The following is a 17,748-nucleotide window of genomic DNA, read 5'->3' as shown; positions in this document are numbered from 1 at the left end:
AATATCCAGCGTCCGGAGAAGAAGTGGCGGGCAGGATTACAGAAGATTTATCTGAAGTAGACGCGAGTGAGGGTATAGTTATGATTCGTGATGCACGTCCCAGCGATGCAAATAGCATTGCCAACGTTCATATCAGTAGCTGGCAACATGCTTATCTTGATCTAATGCCTGCTGATTTTTTGGCTTCGCTTTCTGCGACCTTGCCGAAGAGGGAAGCTTATTGGACTCATGCGATTGGAAGCAAAGAGGTTGACGTTTTAGTTTCAGAGGTGGATGGGAACGTTACTGGTTGGATTTCAGTGGGGCCTTGCCGTGATCAAGATAAGGCAGGAGCAGAAGCGGGAGAGGTGATGGCTATCTACGTTTTGGCAAAATACTGGGGCAAGGGTATAGGCGCGCAATTATGGGAGTCAGGTTTACAGCGTTTGGTTGATCAGGGTTATAAGGTGATTACCTTATGGGTTTTAGCTGAAAACCAAAGAGCTGTGCGTTTCTATCAAGGGCTCGGAGGGCGGGAAGAGCTTGGCAGCCGTCGCACGCTCGCCCGTGGCGGGGTGTCTCTGGAGGAGGTGAGGTACGTTTGGGCGCGTTAAGGCTCAGGGAATATCCGATTCGACTTGCCGCGCAGCGGCGACAAGTCTGAATCACGCTTTTCATGCTCTTCGCGTTGCTCGATTGTCTAGATGTTGCGATTTTTTGCCTCGATCCACTGGGACATGTATTGCGTACTTTTATGCGCATGATGGCGCAGCATGCTGCCGGTAAAGTTGTCCCGGCGATGGGCGGCAAGATTGCGGCGGCATTGCTCCAGGCATTCAACCAAGGCTGGCCCGTGGAAGCCCTGGTCATAACGCCGAGCCAGGACCTGACGCCCACGTTCCTGGGCCTGGGTCCAGCGCTCGCGGTCCTGGTAGAGGCTCACGGCGGCAGCGGCCAGGGCCAGGGCGTCGTGTTCGATCACGCCGGGCCAGGGCTGGTCATCGCCCATGGCCTCGGCGCCGATCGGGGTGGTCACACTGGGCGTGCCGCACAGCATGGCGTCGACCAGCTTGCCCTTGATGCCCGCACCAAAGCGCAGCGGCGCCAGGCAGATGCGCGCGGCCGTCATCACTTGCAGTGCATCTTCGGCCCAGTTCATTACATGAAAGCCCTGTGCCGGGTTGTGCAGCGCGGTGGCCTTGGGCGGGGTGTAGGCGCCGTAGATATGCAACTGGGCGCCGGGCAATTGCTGGCGGATCAACGGCCACAGACTGTTCTTCATCCATAGCACCGCATCCCAGTTGGGCGCGTGGCGAAAGTTACCGATGCTGAGAAAGTGCGCGCGGTCTTCGAACGGCGCGAAGGCTTCGGTCGGGGGTGCCATCATCAAGGGGCACCAATGGAGCAGGGCGCTGGGCACCTTGAACTGATCGGTGAGCAGACGGATCTCCACGTCGGAGATCATCAAACTGATGTCGCAGCGGTAAATCGCGGCGATTTCGCGTTTGGCCAGATCGGTGCCAGCCATCAGCTGAAACTCCTGCTCCAGGTTCGGGGCGAACAAGGCGCTGAAGTCGTCGTTGTCGGGAGCTGCCTTGAGCGCATCCTTGAGCCGCTGGTGCCGTGCGTCGCGCAGGCTTTGCAGGTCGGAGGTCTCCAGCACGCGTAAAGCGCCGGGGCAGCATTTTTCCACGCGCCAGCCAAACTGTTCTTCCATCATGAAGCGGTCGAACAGCACGATGTCCGGCGCCAGCTCGCGGATAAAGTCGTCGAAGCTGCTGTTATTAAGTTCGATGGCGCACTCATGGATGCCCAGCGCCGGCAAATCAGCCTTGTGCTCACCGATGGTCGCGGGGCTGCTGAAGGTAATGTCCCAACCTTGTGTGAGAAAACTCTCGAGAATCTGCATCATATGCCCGCCCGCGGCCGAGGAACGGGGCTCCGGCCAGACGTAACCAATGACCAGGACTTTGGTGGCGGGCTGATTCATCAACGACAGGTTCCTTGAGGTGCAGGCAAAAAAAGCGCGCAATTAAACCACAACCCGGCGATATGACAATTTGTTGCTGGCGGTAGGTAGCCAACGCACTTTGTGGTTAACTTCCGCCTCTCGAATTCGTTTAACCAAACCCAACATAAGGATTCTGATCATGGCTCAAGTCACCCTCCGTGGTAACCCTGTCCAGGTTGAAGGCGAACTGCCGCAAACCGGCACCCAGGCCCCAGACTTCACCCTGACCGCCGGCGATCTGTCGGACGCCACCCTGGCGACCTTCGCCGGCAAGCGCAAAGTGTTGAACATCTTCCCAAGCGTCGACACCCCGACTTGCGCGACCTCGGTACGCAAGTTCAACGCTCAGGCCAACGAGCTGAACAATACCGTCGTACTGTGCATTTCCTCGGACCTGCCATTTGCCCAGGCGCGTTTCTGCGGCTCCGAAGGCCTGGAAAACGTGAAAAGCCTGTCGGACTTCCGCAGCGCCGCGTTCTCTCAGGACTACGGTGTAGACATCGTCGACGGCCCGCTGCGCAGCCTTACCGCTCGCGCTGTCGTGGTATTGGACGAGAACGACAACGTATTGCACAGCGAACTGGTTGCCGAAATTGGCCAGGAGCCAAACTATGAAGCAGCCCTGGCTGTTTTGAAGTAAAGCATTAGCTGGTGACGAACTTGCAGCCGTTGGCTCAGCCAACGGCTGCAAGTTGCTCGGCCGCCAGGCTTAGTCAGCGAAGTCGAACACGTCCTTGACTTTTTTGGCGTCGAATACGCCATTGCCTGTGCCCTCCAGCAACGTAAAGGTGCCGTCCGGTTTGACGGTCACGCCGACGGAGCCTGCGATCACCGCCTCTACACCAGGCTTTTTGAGCAGATCCAGGAGTGGCTTCTTGCCGTTATATTCTTGCCCGACGGTGGTTGCCACCCCAACGACGGACTGTGATTGACTGCCGCCTACGAGAATGACTTTCCCGCCGCGGTTCAATGAGCGATCCAACGCTTCCAGATGTTCGTAAACATCCCCGCTGCATAAGCCGAACTCCAGGTTGCTGCCGGTCAAGTGCATCATCGTGCGCTTTTGATAGACGCCATCTTTGAGATCCGACAGAACCACAAGCGCTGAGCAGTCTGAAAGGCTGCGAGTGGTGAGTATCGATTGGCCGTCTTGCACGGTGTGGCTTTCGCCCATCAGGACGTCGACCACGGGATGTGCGGCCACAGTGGGCACAATCGGCGCGTCGTCCTTAGCTTCAGCCTTGGCTTTAGGAGGCCCGGTGCGTTTAGGCTGATAATCGACGACGTATTTCTGCCAGACGGGATTTTTTTCGGTCCCTATGTTAAGCCAGATGACTGATCCGTGATCTTTTTTAATATCGACCTGCTTAAAATGATTGTCGACATAATTATCAAGTTGCCGTTGTGCCATCGACTCTATGTCAGAGTTTGCGAGTTCCGGAAAATAAAGCCTATTGTTTTTAACGTACTCTTGGTAAAGTTCGTCGATATTTACGCCCGGAATAATGTCCGTCACTATCGGACCTTCGTAGCCTTTGAACGGTACGCCCGTGATGCTGTGCATGTCAGCAATAAATGAGTTGTCACCCCCTGATGCCGACCAGCAGGCGAGCACACGCCCCTCTTTGAACTTTTTCAGATCTATGCCGCGTTCGAGTAGTAAGTCGTAGATCTCTTGAGCTGAATACAATTTTCCGTCTTCGCTCATTATTTTGGAAGGTTGTCCCGGCGCAGGTTCAGATCCATGGCCTAGTACGTTGATTCGATCTCCTCCGTTATAAGTGTCTATATACGAAGCTACTACGCCTTCGATCGAGTAGAGGCTTTGCGCCGTTCCACCCAGCTGAATGCTACGCGGAGCCAGTTCATTGCCAGGCGTGCCGTCTGGCAATATCCGGCCTTCTAAAGCCTTGGTGGTCAAGGCATCTCCCGCAGGCTTGGTCATGCGGGGGGCCGCTAGATGCGCAATCAGCAGTATTGCAAGGTTGACCAACAAGTCTACTGTGGCCTCCGCTTTTCTCTCGTCGTCGCCGTCGGTCAGCGTTTCAATGTCGTTGACGATGTTAAGGGCCTGTAGGGCATAGGCGGCATAGGCTAACTTTGCTGGAAGAAGCGGAAAGGAAAGAACCGCGTTCAAGACCAACCAACCGAGTTGGGTGTGTAACGCCGACGTGCTGTCCTCGGTCGTAACCGCCATCTCTGCGGCCGAAGAGATCTGAGCGCTTGCGTTGGCCTCGTAAAGAGAGTTCATCAGTTGCCCCGCGTTAAGTTGCGCTTGCAGGGTGGTGGCGGCGGCATAGCCGTCCGTAGCCAGGGTGGGCGCAGCGGCGGTTGGGTGGAACGGATTGAGCTTGATCAACGGGTCGACATTCTGGCCCATCACGACCGTATGCGGGCTCAGGAACCCTCCGTTCCGGTAGGCGGTTCGAGTGTTGTCATCGGACATCCAGTTAATAATTTCTTTCTGCGTCTGAGCGGGCTTCTGGATAGCTTTCATCAATTCTGCGCGGGTGCGAAATTGCAGCAATGGCGTACTGGCACTCATCGGACGATAAAGAATATGCGGTCCGGCCTCGCTGTCGCTGGGCTCAATCAGGTAGGCGTTTGCGACTATGTCTGGAGCATCGCCAGATGTGCGAATAAACGCTAATGGCCTGATCGCAATCTCTTTACCATCAACTGTTTTTGCGCCTGGCTTGGGGTCAAGAATTTCCCTGACGTAGCGAAAGCCAGTCATATCGAAGCCAAAGCTTCCCCTGATCGCCTGTTCCAGTGCCTTGATCTGCAGGGTGATGGGCACCTGCTCTGTAAAGACTGCCTGGTGTGCGGCTTTCTGCACTGGGTCATCCAGCAACGCATTCTTCAGGTATTCGGGATAGTGTTTGCCGACGTCGACCTCTTCAACCATCTTCCTCAGCGCGCCGTCCTTTTCAAGGAAGGGGATTCGCACATTCAATGTCTTATGGTGGACCTCGAGCTGCCTACTCGGCATATCAACCGCGTTTTTCAACAGGACGTCGGTCAGGCTCACGCGACGACGCTCGATGCTGCCACCTGCCACTTGAGCGGCGACCTTGAATACCACCTCAAGGTCTTCGGTCTTGTAGGCGTTGGGTATAGGCAGTTGGGCGCTGAATTTTTCCTGGGCAAACGTGCGGATATCTTTTAGTTCTTTCATGGAAGAACCGATCTTGTTGCTTCGCAAGTGACTCGCGAGCTTCAACGCCAGTTCGTGCATGGTGAAACGGTCGGCTTCGACGGCATTGGCCAGCCAGTCAGGCACGCTGACTTTGGGTTGCCCAGGTGTGGCAGCAATAGCCGAAGACGGCGCAGTGGCCAGGAGCTGGCCCAATTTACGGTTGATGATAATGTTGGCCTGGGTATTGAATATATCGTCGTTGACTTTTGTCTTGGGCGGCTCCTCGTCGTTGTAGGCCGAGACTTTGCCGCTGGGCTCGCACATTAGTTTGACGGTGTTTCCTGGCAGCATGCGCTTGATGAGTATGTTCGGCGAAGTGGGGGAAAAACCATGGCTGTGATGCCCGTCGAGGGTGTAGACCTCCACTAATGAGCCCTGTGCTGCCCTCGGGCGCGTTGAGCCTACGGGATACTTGAGAACCATATCCAGCGTGTCCCGCTCTTCTTCAGTTAGCCCAGGTTGATAGAGTGCAGCCTGGAAAAGATTATCGCGCAGGAGGCTAACGATGAGCGCCTGGCGGCTGCCGCTATAGGAGGCCCCTTTACCCGCATCGCCGCTGGCTGGCGTGCTCACGGCGGGGGCGTTCCAGTATTCGAGTTTTGCCGCTTTAATCGCCTCGTTCAGTTTGGCGGGCAACATGCTGACTGCACGATTGACGGCCTCTTCGTCCAGAGCGAGGGGAGTGCCTGGAGCGAAGCCTGTATGCGCGAGCACGTCGGGGCGCGTGTCGACGAATTTCCCGTTACCGCGAAGAAAAGGCAGCGCACTTCGATTGGCTAGGTAGTCCAGAGCCAGCTCGACAAGCTGCGTCTCCACGAATTGATTGGACCCGTCTGGGTCCGGCGTGGCGAAGGCCAGATGGTTGACGTCGAAATCCAAGCCAGGGGAGGCATCGTTGATAGCATCGCCAAGCATGCCTTCGACGACTGAGCGTAAGTTGGGTTGGCCGGAAAAAAGCTTTCGAGACATCTGCGCCACGGCGTTGCCGAGCGCAGGGTTCTCAGAGGAAGCCGTTGGCGTTGTTGCCTGCGGTGCGGTGGCCGGGGGCGCCTTTGCTGTCGTCGCAGCGTTTGCGTCGGGAGCGGTCGGCTCTGCGCGCTTCACGGGTGCGAGGGGCTGGGCATGAACATCTGCCGCCAGGGTTTCCAGTGGCGAGAGAGGGGCTGGCTGCCCAGTGAATTGTTGGATGACCGCCTGTTGGCGCTTACGTACCTCCTGGGAATTGGAGTCGTCGGCACTTGGGCTAAGCAAAGCCTTGAAGCCCTTATTTCTGATCATGTCGGCAACTCGACCGAGGTAGGTGGTCGAGCGTCGCTCCTGCCAGTCGCTCTCCCGAGAGGAAATTTCGCTGGGGATCGGTTCCTTGTAAAAGCGCATGACGTCATACAACCTCGCAGAGGTTGTGGAGGGATATTGAACGTAAGCGTCCGATCCGGCGGCCCACGCTTGGACCGCACTCATAATCTCGCCCCAGACGACGGTCCAGTTCGACAGATCATTCAAGGTAAAGGCGGTATCGACACCGTTTACCTTGCCGGTCAGCTCAGCGTTGTCAGGGGCGATGCGCACGCTGCCCGGGTCAAGGTTCTCTTCGATCAAAAAGGCTTTGAATTTCGCGCTGTTCAGTGCATTCAGGAGGTTGTTTCGAACCTGGTTGAATGTCGAATATTCAGGAATATCATTGACCAAAATGGGAAATTCAACGGCGCCGTCTTGGCAATCCGGTAACAGTTTCATTAGCGCTTGGCTGCAGCGTAGCGCCAGTTCCCGATCGGCTTCCTCAACCGTCTTTGACACAGGCTTGGGGGCGAACGCTGCAAGGCGTTGGTTCAATTGCGGTTGCGGTAAATCCACGATCCGTTGGCTGGCATTTTGTTGGAGCTGTTTTATGGGCGCATATTGCGTTGCGTACTCCGGGTCGGCGCTGATCAAGGACCTGAAGGTGCCGTCACGAAACAGTTGCCCAATGGCAAACAACGTATCGCCCTTCGTGTACCCCGGATTCAAACCGTAGAATTGGGCGACGGTATAGGCGTCTGAGTGATTTCGGTCGCTGAATTCAACAAGAAAGCCCCTGCCAGCCACTTTTCTGGCGGCCGCTAGAACGGCAGTTGAAGCGCTAGCCCAAGCGGTGTCCCGGTGCAGGTAATAATTGACGTCACGGTTATTTTTTGTCTCGGTCAGGGTGCCGCTGGTGTCAATGAGCAGTTTGGAAATATCGATCTGCCTGCCTTGGGCGAACGATTTGAACGGTTCCGAATGCAGCGCGTCAGCAAGCTCCGCCCAGGCCTGGCCGAACGTGGAGTCAGGCGGGACGGTCACGTTGCACTCCGCTGCGCAGCGACGAAGACCGTTGGCGGCAATTTGTTGTTGGAGGACCAAACTATTGGCGACACCGATGGCCAGTTGACGGTCGCCACGGTTTACCAGCGCGTCGGCGAATGAGCGGACTGAAGCTTGGCGGGGTGAGGGGGGTGAGATTGGGTTTTGCAGGTCTCGACGTGCACGCGGCAATAGCCTATGAGCGTTCGGTACGCTGGGTGGCAAGCTTTCGAATATTTGCTGAATAACCTGGGCGTAGGTTTTTTGCGGATCGGGCGCACTGGGCTGGCCCAGGCGCCGCTCTACCTCTTGGTGCAATGTTGTGTCTGTCAGCGGCTCAGAACTGTTCTTTATCAGTTGGACGATGTGCTCGGCCAGGCTGGGCTGTTCTGTTGTCACCGCGTCCCGCAGCAATGGCTCGATGCGCTGGCGCAGTACGAGGCTGGCGGGTGAGAGCGCTCCCGGTGTGTTGCGCGGGCTCAGGAAAAGCTCGATGACGCGTGATGTCACTGACCGTGGAGGTATCAAGGGCGCAGCCGGTTCGTGAGTTCGGATTGTCGACGGGGGAGTAGCTGATAGATGAGTGTGAATCATGAATGGCCCTTTTGGCTGCGCAGTTAGAAACGGCATCATCCGTTGCATGAAAAGACGGCAGATGCTGTAGCTGGGTGGCGGCGCGCAATGAGCGGTTCCAGCCGCGGCGGCGTTAGAAATGTTTCAAACCGAAAGCGTCAGGCGCATCTGGGGTAATCGGCACGTTGCGCTGGGCGAATGCATCTCCGGCTGTTTTGAAGTAATGTTTCGCCACATTACTGACGTTTGGCAGTAACACGCTTGATGCATGATTGCGGCCTGGCCTAGTCCAGGCCGTTTTTATTCAGCGGGCAAACGCTCGGCCGACTTGGCAAGCGGGCCACCCTCTGTGATCAAAGTTACAAGCCCAAGGTAAATAGCCGGTAAAGGCGCTTTTCTAAATGCGCCCCAGTGCTTATCTTTCAGCCTCCCAAAGTAGAAGCTCTCGCGCCCAATGGTTGATCAATCCATGCAATCCTCCCCCCGCAACTCCCGCCGCTGGCTGTTCGGCCTGCTCGTACTGCTAGTTATCGCCGGCCTGTGCTGGAAATTCTGGCCCGGCAGCGCGGCCCACAAGGATGCTCCGGCCGGGCATACCGGCAAGAGCGGCATGGCGCGCCCAGGGTTTGGCGGCGCCACCGGCCCGGTGCCGGTGCGGGTGGCGCCTGCGGTAGTGGGGGAGTTCCCGGTGTATTACAAGGCGCTGGGCACGGTCACCGCGCTCAACACCATCAATGTGCGCAGCCGGGTGGGCGGCGAGCTGGTCAAGATCGCCTTCGAGGAAGGGCAGATGGTCAAGGCGGGAGACTTGCTGGCGGAAATCGACCCGCGCAGCTACCAGAACGCCTTGCTCCAGGCCCAGGGCACGCTGCTGCAGAACCAGGCCCAGTTGAAAAACGCCCAGGTCGACGTCGAACGTTATCGCGGCCTGTATGCCCAGGACAGCATCGCCAAGCAAACCCTGGACACCGCCGAGGCGCTGGTCCTGCAATACCAGGGCACGGTCAAGACCAACCAGGGCGCGGTCGACGATGCCAAGCTGAACCTTGAATTCACCAAAATTCGCGCACCCATTGCCGGTCGCGTCGGCCTGCGTCAGCTCGATGTCGGCAACCTGGTGGCCGCCAACGACACCACCGCACTGGCGGTGATTACCCAGACCCAACCGATCAGCGTGGCCTTCACCCTGCCGGAAAATACCCTGGACACCGTCCTCCAGCGTTACCACGCCGGCAACAAACTGCCGGTGGAGGCCTGGGACCGTGGCGACGCGAAACAGCAGGCGGTGGGCGTGCTGCAAAGCCTGGACAACCAGATCGACGTGACCACCGGCACCCTGAAATTCAAGGCGCGCTTCGATAACAAGGATCAAGCGCTGTTTCCCAATCAGTTCGTCAACGTGCATTTGCTCGCCGATACCCTGCACAACGTGGTGCTGGCACCGTCCGCGGCGATCCAGTTCGGGAATAACGGCACCTTTGTCTACAAGCTCGATGGCGACAAGAAGGTCAAGGTCCAGCCGCTGGTGGTGGGCGACACCGACGGCGACAACACCGTGATCAAGCAAGGCCTTGCGGCGGGTGATCGGGTGGTCATGGAAGGCACCGACCGGCTCAAGGACGGCAGCGAAATCGAGGTGGTCAACGACAGCAGCCAAGTGCCGACCACCCCGACCGAACACCTGCAAGGCAAGCCCGCGGCAAAAGGGGAGACCGGTACTGACGCCGGCAAGGCGCAAAAGGTCGGCGCATGAACCTGTCGCGCCTGTTTATCGTTCGACCGGTCGCCACCACGCTGAGCATGCTGGCTATTGTGCTGGCCGGTCTCATCGCTTACCGGTTGCTGCCGGTGTCGGCCTTGCCCCAGGTGGACTACCCGACCATACGCGTGATGACGCTGTACCCCGGCGCCAGCCCTGACGTGATGACCAGCGCGGTCACTGCGCCGCTGGAGCGCCAGTTCGGGCAGATGCCCGGGCTTACCCAGATGGCTTCCACCAGCTCCGGTGGTGCGTCGGTGCTGACCCTGCGCTTCAACCTCGACATCAACATGGATGTCGCCGAGCAGCAGGTGCAGGCCGCGATCAACGCCGCCACCAACCTGTTGCCCAAGGACCTGCCGGCGCCGCCGGTGTACAACAAGGTCAACCCGGCGGACACCCCGGTGCTGACGTTGGCGATTACTTCCAAGACCATGCTGCTGCCCAAGCTCAATGACCTGGTCGACACGCGCATGGCGCAAAAGATCGCGCAGATCAGCGGCGTCGGCATGGTCAGCATTGCCGGCGGCCAGCGTCAGGCCGTGCGCATCAAGGTCAACCCCGAGGCCCTGGCGGCCAATGGCCTGAACCTGTCGGACGTGCGCACACTGATTGCCGCGTCCAACGTCAACCAGCCCAAGGGCAACTTCGACGGCCCCACCCGGGTGTCGATGCTCGATGCCAACGATCAGTTGGTGTCGCCCGAGCAATATGCCGACTTGATCCTGGCCTACAGCAACGGTGCGCCGTTGCGTCTCAAGGACGTGGCGCAGATCGTCGACGGCGCCGAAAACGAGCGCCTTGCCGCCTGGGCCAATGAGAACCAGGCCGTGCTGCTCAATATCCAGCGCCAGCCGGGCGCCAACGTGATCGAGGTGGTGGACCGTATCAAGGCCTTGCTGCCGAGCATCACTGACAACCTGCCAGCGGGCCTGGACGTGACGGTGCTCACCGACCGCACCCAGACCATCCGCGCGTCGGTGAAAGACGTACAACACGAATTGCTGATCGCCATTGCCCTGGTGGTGATGGTGACGTTCCTGTTCCTGCGCCGTGTCAGCGCCACGATCATTCCGTCCATCGCCGTGCCGCTGTCGCTGATCGGCACCTTTGGCGTGATGTACCTGGCGGGGTTCTCGGTCAACAACCTGACGCTGATGGCCCTGACCATCGCCACCGGGTTTGTGGTGGACGATGCCATCGTGATGCTGGAGAACATCTCCCGTTATATCGAGGAGGGCGAGACGCCGATGGCCGCCGCGCTCAAGGGCGCCAAGCAGATCGGCTTCACCCTGATTTCCCTGACCCTGTCTCTGATCGCCGTATTGATCCCGCTGTTGTTCATGGCCGACGTGGTCGGGCGCCTGTTCCGCGAGTTCGCCATCACCCTGGCCGTGGCGATCCTGATTTCCCTGGTGGTGTCCCTCACGCTCACGCCGATGATGTGCGCGCGCTTGCTCAAGCGTGAACCGAAGGAAGAAGAGCAGGGCCGCTTTTACAAGGCCAGCGGCGCCTGGATCGATTGGCTGATCGAAGCCTACGGGCGCAAGTTGCAGTGGGTGCTCAGGCACCAACCGCTGACCCTGCTGGTGGCCATCGCCACCTTGGGCCTGACGGTGGTGCTGTACCTAGTGGTGCCCAAGGGCTTTTTCCCGGTGCAGGACACCGGGGTGATCCAGGGGATTTCCGAGGCGCCGCAATCGATTTCATTTGCCGCGATGAGCCAGCGTCAACAGGAACTGGCGAAGATCATCCTGGCCGATCCGGCGGTTGAAAGCCTGTCGTCCTATATTGGCGTGGATGGTGATAATGCCACCCTCAACAGCGGCCGCTTGCTGATTAACCTCAAGGCTCATGGGCAGCGCGACTTGAGCGCGATGCAGGTAATCGCCCGTCTGCAACCGGAAATCGACAAGTTGGTGGGCATCCGCCTGTTCATGCAGCCGGTGCAGGACCTGACCATCGAGGACCGCGTCAGCCGTACCCAGTACCAATTCAGCATGTCCTCGCCGGATGCCGAGCTGCTGGCGCTGTGGAGCGACAAACTGGTGCACGCCCTCAGCCAGCTGCCGGAACTCACCGACGTGGCCAGCGACCTGCAGGACAAGGGCCTGCAGGTGTACCTGGTGATCGACCGTGATGCCGCCTCGCGCCTGGGCGTCAGCGTCTCGACCATCACCGACGCGCTGTACGACGCCTTTGGCCAGCGGCAGATTTCCACCATCTATACCCAGGCCAGCCAGTACCGCGTGGTACTACAGGCCCAGTCCGGCGAAACCCTCGGCCCGGCCGCGCTCAACCAGATCCATGTGAAGACCACCGACGGCGGCCAGGTACGGTTGTCGAGCCTGGCCCATGTGGAGCAGCGCCAGGCGCAGTTGTCGATTGCCCATATCGGCCAGTTCCCGGCGGTGATGATGTCGTTCAACCTGGCCCCCGGCGTTGCGCTGGGCAAAGGGGTGGAACTGATCAACCAGACCCAGAGGGACATCGGCATGCCGATCGGCGTGCAGACCCAGTTCCAGGGCGCGGCCCAGGCGTTCGAGGCCTCGCTGTCGAGCACCTTGCTGCTGATCCTGGCGGCGGTGGTCACCATGTACATCGTGCTGGGGGTGCTCTACGAGAGTTATATCCACCCGATTACCATCCTTTCGACCTTGCCGTCGGCCGCCGTGGGGGCCTTGCTGGCCTTGCTGCTCAGTGGCAATGACCTGGGCATGATCGCGATCATCGGCATCATCCTGCTGATCGGTATCGTCAAGAAGAACGCGATCATGATGATCGACTTCGCCCTCGACGCCGAACGCAACCAGGGCCTGGACCCGCAGACCGCCATCTACCAGGCGGCGCTGCTGCGCTTTCGGCCCATCCTGATGACCACCCTGGCGGCGTTGTTCGGTGCGGTGCCGTTGATGCTGGCCACCGGTTCCGGTGCGGAACTGCGCCAGCCCCTGGGCCTGGTGATGGTCGGGGGCTTGCTGGTGAGCCAGGTGTTGACGCTGTTCACCACGCCGGTGATCTACCTGTATTTCGATCGTCTGGGTCGGCGCTGGCGCAAAGAACCGCAGAGCCTGGAGCCGGTTGAGTCATGAACCTGTCCGGACCTTTCATCCGCCGGCCGGTCGCCACGCTGCTGCTGAGCCTGGCGATCATGCTGCTCGGTGGCGTCAGCTTCAATCTGCTGCCGGTGTCGCCGTTGCCGCAGATCGATTTCCCGGTGATCGTGGTCTCGGCCAGCTTGCCTGGCGCCAGCCCCGAGGTGATGGCGTCTACCGTGGCCACGCCGCTGGAGCGCTCGTTCGGCGCGATTGCCGGCATTACCACGATGAGCAGTTCATCGAGCCAGGGCTCGACGCGGGTGATCCTGGCGTTCGATTCCGACCGGGACATCAACGGCGCGGCGCGGGAAGTGCAGGCGGCGATCAATGCGTCGCGCAATCTGCTGCCCAGCGGCATGCGCAGCATGCCCACGTACAAGAAGATCAACCCGTCCCAGGCGCCGATCATGGTGCTGTCGCTGACCTCGGACGTGCTGCAGAAGGGTCAGCTGTACGACCTGGCCTCGACGATCCTGTCCCAAAGCCTGTCCCAGGTGCCGGGTGTGGGCGAAGTGCAGATTGGCGGCAGCTCCCTGCCGGCCGTGCGCATCGAGCTGGAGCCCAAGGCACTCGACCAGTACGGCGTGGCCCTGGACGATGTGCGCAATACCATCGCCAACGCCAACCAGCGCCGACCCAAGGGCTCCCTGGAAGACAGCGAGCGCAACTGGCAGATCCAGGCCAACGACCAGCTGGAAAAGGCCAAGGACTACGAACCGCTGCTGATTCGCTACCAGGACGGCGCGGCACTGCGCCTGCGGGATGTGGCAAAGATCAGCGACGGTGTCGAAGACCGCTACAACAGTGGTTTTTTCAACAATGATTCGGCGGTGCTGCTGGTGATCAACCGCCAGTCCGGCGCCAACATCATCGAGACGGTCCGGCAGATCAAGGCGCAGCTGCCCGCGTTGCAGGCCGTGTTGCCGTCCAGCGTCAAGCTCAACCTGGCCATGGACCGTTCGCCGGTCATCACCGCCACCTTGCACGAAGCCGAGATGACCCTGTTGATCGCCGTGGCCCTGGTGGTGCTGGTGGTGTACCTGTTCCTCGGCAACTTCCGCGCCTCGCTGATCCCCACCCTGGCGGTGCCGGTGTCGCTGGTGGGCACCTTTGCGGTGATGTACCTGTACGGTTTTTCGCTGAACAACTTCTCGCTGATGGCGCTGATCCTGGCTACCGGCCTGGTGGTGGACGATGCCATCGTGGTGCTGGAGAACATCTCCCGGCATATCGAGGAGGGCGTGCCGCCGATGAAGGCCGCCTACCTGGGGGCTGAGGAAGTCGGTTTCACCTTGCTGTCGATGAACGTGTCGCTGGTGGCGGTGTTTCTTTCCATCCTGTTCATGGGGGGCATCGTCACCAGCCTGTTCCGGGAGTTTTCCATCACCTTGTCGGCGGCCATCATCGTCTCGCTGATCGTCTCGCTGACCTTGACCCCGATGCTCTGCGCTCGCTGGCTCAAGCCGCATGTCAAAGGGCACATGACCGGTTTGCAGCGCTGGAGCCACCGCATCAACGAACGCATGGTCGCCGCCTATGCCACCAGCCTGGACTGGGTGCTGCGCCATCGCCGCCTGACGCTGCTCAGCCTGTTCGTCACCGTGGGCGTGAACATCGCGCTGTACGTGGTGGTGCCGAAAACCTTTTTGCCGCAGCAGGACACCGGCCAGTTGATCGGTTTTGTGCGCGGCGATGACGGGCTGTCGTTCAATGTGATGCAGCCGAAGATGGAGATTTTCCGCCAGGCCGTGCTCAAGGACCCGGCGGTGCTCAGCGTGGCCGGTTTTATCGGCGGCAACAGTGGCATCAACAACGCGGTGATGCTGGTGCGCCTCAAACCCATCGCTGAGCGCAAGGTCTCGGCCCAGGCGGTGATCGAGCGCTTGCGCAAGGACGTCCCGCTGGTGCCGGGCGGGCGCCTGTTCCTGATGGCCGACCAGGACCTGCAGTTTGGCGGCAGCCGCGACCAGACCAGCGCGCAGTATTCCTACATTCTGCAAAGCGGTGACCTGGCCGCATTGCGCCTGTGGTACCCGAAAGTGGTGGCCGCCTTGCGTGAACTGCCGGAGCTGACCGCCATCGACGCCCGCGAAGGGCGCGGCGCGGCCCAAGTCACGCTGATCGTCGACCGCGATCAGGCCAAGCGCCTGGGTATCGACATGGACATGGTCACGGCGGTGCTCAATAACGCCTACAGCCAGCGGCAGATTTCGACGATCTACGACAGCCTCAACCAGTATCAGGTGGTGATGGAGGTCAACCAGAAATACGCCCAGGACCCGATCACCCTCAACCAGGTGCAAGTGATCACCGCCGATGGCGCGCGGGTGCCGCTGTCGACCATTGCTCACTACGAAAACAGCCTGGCCGATGACCGCGTCAGCCATGAAGGCCAGTTCGCGTCGGAAAGCATTGCGTTCGACATCGCGCCAGGGTTCACGGTGGAGCAGGGTACTGCCGCCATCGAGCGTGCGATTGCCAAGGTTGGCCTGCCGGAAGACGTGATCGCGAAGATGGCCGGCACCGCCGACGCGTTCGCGGCGACCCAGAAGGGTCAGCCGTTCATGATCCTCGGCGCGCTGGTGGCGGTGTACCTGGTGCTGGGCATTCTGTATGAAAGCTATATCCACCCGCTGACGATTCTGTCGACCCTGCCGTCGGCCGGCGTCGGCGCGTTGCTGTCTATCTACCTGCTGGGCGGGCAGTTCAGCCTGATCTCACTGCTGGGGCTGTTCCTGCTGATCGGGGTGGTGAAGAAAAACGCCATCCTGATGATCGACCTGGCGCTGCAGCTTGAGCGCAACGACGGCATGAGCCCGCTGGAGTCGATTCGCAGCGCCTGCCTGCTGCGCCTGCGACCGATCCTGATGACCACGCTGGCGGCGATCCTCGGTGCCTTGCCGTTGCTGCTCGGCGCTGGCGATGGCGCAGAAATGCGCCAGCCTCTGGGCCTGACCATCATCGGCGGCCTGGTGTTCAGCCAGATTCTGACCCTTTACACCACTCCGGTGGTTTACCTCTATCTTGACCGCGCGCGCCACCGCTTCAATGCCTGGCGCGGTGTGCGTACCGATGCTGCCCTGGACACTGCGCTATGAACGATTCAACTCACGCCACTGCACCCCGGCCCCCTGTAGGAGCGAGCTTGCTCGCGAAAAATGGGCAGGCACCGCGTTCTTCCAGGCTCGGCGCGTTATCGTTGACGGTCTTCGCGAGCAAGCTCGCTCCTACAGTGGGGTTGGCGTTGTTGCTCAGCGCCTGCGCCATCGGCCCCGATTACCAGCGCCCTCCGGTTGTCGAGCCTGCACAATTCAAGCAGGCCGAAGGCTGGCGCCAGGCCAACCCAAGCGACTCCCTGGCGCGTGGCGCGTGGTGGGAGCTGTATGGCGACCGTCAACTCAACGACTTGGTGGTGCGCCTCAATAGCTCCAACCAGACCGTCGCCCAGGCCGAGGCGCGTTTTCGCCAGGCCCAGGCACTGGTGCGCAGTGCGCGCGGGGCGTTTTACCCCAGTGTCGACCTGAGCGTCGGCAAGACCCGCGCCAGCCAGGGCACCGGTAGCAGCAGCGCGAGCCTGAGCAGTTCCAGCAGTGGGATCCGCGACACCCTCAATGCGCAGTTGGGCGTGAGTTGGGAAGCCGATGTCTGGGGCAAGTTGCGTCGAGGCCTGGAGGCCAACGAAGCCAGCGCCGAGGCCAGCTCGGCCGATCTGGCCGCGATGCGCCTGAGCCAGCAGTCGGAGCTGGTGCAGAGCTATTTGCAGCTGCGCGTCATGGACGAGCAGACCCGTTTGCTGCAAGCCACCCTCGACACCTACCAGCGCTCGCTGCAGATGACCGAAAACCAATACCGCGCCGGTGTGGCCGGCAAGGACGCCATCGCCCAGGCGCAAACCCAGCTCAAGACCACCCAGGCCAGCCTGATCGACCTGATCTGGCAGCGGGCGCAGCTGGAAAACGCTATTGCCGTATTGATCGGTGAAGCGCCGGCCAATTTCAGCCTGGCCGTCAGCAAGGATATTCCGCCGCTGCCGCAGATTCCGGTCGGCCTGCCGTCGCACCTGTTGGAACGCCGCCCGGATATCGCTTCGGCGGAACGCTCGGTCATTGCGGCCAACGCCAATATTGGCGTCGCCAAGGCGGCCTATTACCCCGACTTGACCCTCAGCCTGGCAGGGGGCTATTCCAGCAGCACCTATGCAGACTGGATCAGCCTGCCGAACCGCTTCTGGTCGGTCGGCCCGAAGCTGGCCATGACCTTGTTCGACGGTGGCCAGCGCTCGGCGGAAGTCGACCGTAGCGTGGCCAGCTATGACGAAACCGTGGCCAAGTACCGTCAGACCGTGCTGGATGGGTTCCGCGAAGTGGAAAACTACATGGTGCAGCTCAAGGTGCTGGCGGACGAAGCAGTGGTCAGCAACGAAGCGCTGGACGCCGCTCGCGAGTCGCTGCGGTTGACCGAGAACCAGTACAAGGCGGGGCTGATCGCTTATCTGGACGTAGTCACCGTGCAGGCCACGGCCTTGAGCAACGAGCGCACGGTGCTGACCTTGCTGCAGTCGCGGCTGGTAGCCAGCGTGCAGCTGATTGCGGCGCTGGGTGGCGGATGGGACGGCAACACTGCCCTGACCGAAAAGCAATGACCTGACACACCGCTCGTTCCCACGCTCTGAACGAGCAGTCGCGGTGCGTGGGACGGTCTATTGACGCCAGAAATCAACGCTCACGCCCGTCGCAATTAATCACCTGTACAAGAATTATTCTCGCTACAATCCGCCGCTTTGCCACCCGGTCCGGGCTGTCAAACC

Annotated in this window: 8 protein-coding genes; 6 read left to right on the top strand and 2 right to left on the bottom strand. The window is 60.2% G+C overall.

Features of this window, described 5'->3' with window-relative positions; all coding sequences use genetic code 11:
• The first annotated feature begins 80 nt into the window (after window positions 1-80).
• Window positions 81-593, top strand: coding sequence for a GNAT family N-acetyltransferase (locus QF045_RS17135; RefSeq protein ID WP_306494914.1), 513 nt, complete (start codon window positions 81-83; stop codon window positions 591-593).
• 86 nt (window positions 594-679) lie between these two features.
• Here QF045_RS17135 and QF045_RS17130 read toward each other — a convergent pair whose 3' ends face one another.
• Window positions 680-1,969, bottom strand: a complete 1,290-nt coding sequence (locus QF045_RS17130) for a glycosyltransferase (protein WP_306493263.1) — start codon at window positions 1,967-1,969, stop codon at window positions 680-682.
• Window positions 1,970-2,129: 160 nt separating this feature from the next.
• On the opposite strand from QF045_RS17130, the gene tpx reads away from it, so the two are divergent.
• Entirely contained in the window at window positions 2,130-2,630 is a 501-nt protein-coding gene (gene tpx, locus QF045_RS17125) for a thiol peroxidase (RefSeq protein ID WP_306493262.1), read from the top strand.
• Between the two features lie 69 nt (window positions 2,631-2,699).
• Here the strand turns inward: tpx and QF045_RS17120 are convergent, their stop codons facing one another.
• Window positions 2,700-8,021, bottom strand: a complete 5,322-nt coding sequence (locus QF045_RS17120; protein ID WP_306493261.1) for a DUF6543 domain-containing protein — start codon at window positions 8,019-8,021, stop codon at window positions 2,700-2,702.
• Window positions 8,022-8,538: 517 nt separating this feature from the next.
• On the opposite strand from QF045_RS17120, the gene QF045_RS17115 reads away from it, so the two are divergent.
• Genes QF045_RS17115 through QF045_RS17100 form a run of 4 tightly spaced genes read left to right on the top strand, consistent with a single transcriptional unit; the run spans window position 8,539 to window position 17,583 of the window.
• Complete coding sequence (locus QF045_RS17115) at window positions 8,539-9,837, top strand: MdtA/MuxA family multidrug efflux RND transporter periplasmic adaptor subunit (RefSeq protein ID WP_306493260.1); 1,299 nt, start codon at window positions 8,539-8,541, stop codon at window positions 9,835-9,837.
• Window positions 9,834-12,935 carry an MdtB/MuxB family multidrug efflux RND transporter permease subunit gene (locus QF045_RS17110; RefSeq protein ID WP_306493259.1) on the top strand — a complete coding sequence of 1,034 codons (3,102 nt, stop codon included), beginning with the start codon at window positions 9,834-9,836 and terminating at the stop codon, window positions 12,933-12,935. Before QF045_RS17115 ends, QF045_RS17110 begins: the two co-directional genes overlap by 4 nt.
• Complete coding sequence (locus QF045_RS17105; RefSeq protein WP_306493258.1) at window positions 12,932-16,039, top strand: efflux RND transporter permease subunit; 3,108 nt, start codon at window positions 12,932-12,934, stop codon at window positions 16,037-16,039. Before QF045_RS17110 ends, QF045_RS17105 begins: the two co-directional genes overlap by 4 nt.
• Window positions 16,036-17,583: an efflux transporter outer membrane subunit gene (locus QF045_RS17100; protein ID WP_306493257.1), complete on the top strand. Its 1,548-nt coding sequence runs from the start codon at window positions 16,036-16,038 to the stop codon at window positions 17,581-17,583. Before QF045_RS17105 ends, QF045_RS17100 begins: the two co-directional genes overlap by 4 nt.
• The last annotated feature ends 165 nt before the right edge of the window (window positions 17,584-17,748 follow it).

Origin of the sequence: Pseudomonas sp. W4I3 (genome assembly GCF_030816195.1) — a bacterium.
In the GTDB taxonomy this organism is placed as follows: Bacteria; Pseudomonadota; Gammaproteobacteria; order Pseudomonadales; family Pseudomonadaceae; genus Aquipseudomonas.
Note: the sequence above shows the minus strand (reverse complement) of the source record. Positions and strands in the feature narration are given on the sequence as shown.

Bases quoted from the DNA above. Each gene is read 5' to 3' on its own strand.
- QF045_RS17135 (WP_306494914.1), top strand. From the start codon at position 81: ATGATTCGTGATGCACGTCCCAGCGATGCAAATAGCATTGCCAACGTT.
- QF045_RS17130 (WP_306493263.1), bottom strand. From the start codon at position 1,969: ATGAATCAGCCCGCCACCAAAGTCCTGGTCATTGGTTACGTCTGGCCG.
- tpx (WP_306493262.1), top strand. From the start codon at position 2,130: ATGGCTCAAGTCACCCTCCGTGGTAACCCTGTCCAGGTTGAAGGCGAA.
- QF045_RS17115 (WP_306493260.1), top strand. From the start codon at position 8,539: ATGGTTGATCAATCCATGCAATCCTCCCCCCGCAACTCCCGCCGCTGG.
- QF045_RS17110 (WP_306493259.1), top strand. From the start codon at position 9,834: ATGAACCTGTCGCGCCTGTTTATCGTTCGACCGGTCGCCACCACGCTG.
- QF045_RS17105 (WP_306493258.1), top strand. From the start codon at position 12,932: ATGAACCTGTCCGGACCTTTCATCCGCCGGCCGGTCGCCACGCTGCTG.
- QF045_RS17100 (WP_306493257.1), top strand. From the start codon at position 16,036: ATGAACGATTCAACTCACGCCACTGCACCCCGGCCCCCTGTAGGAGCG.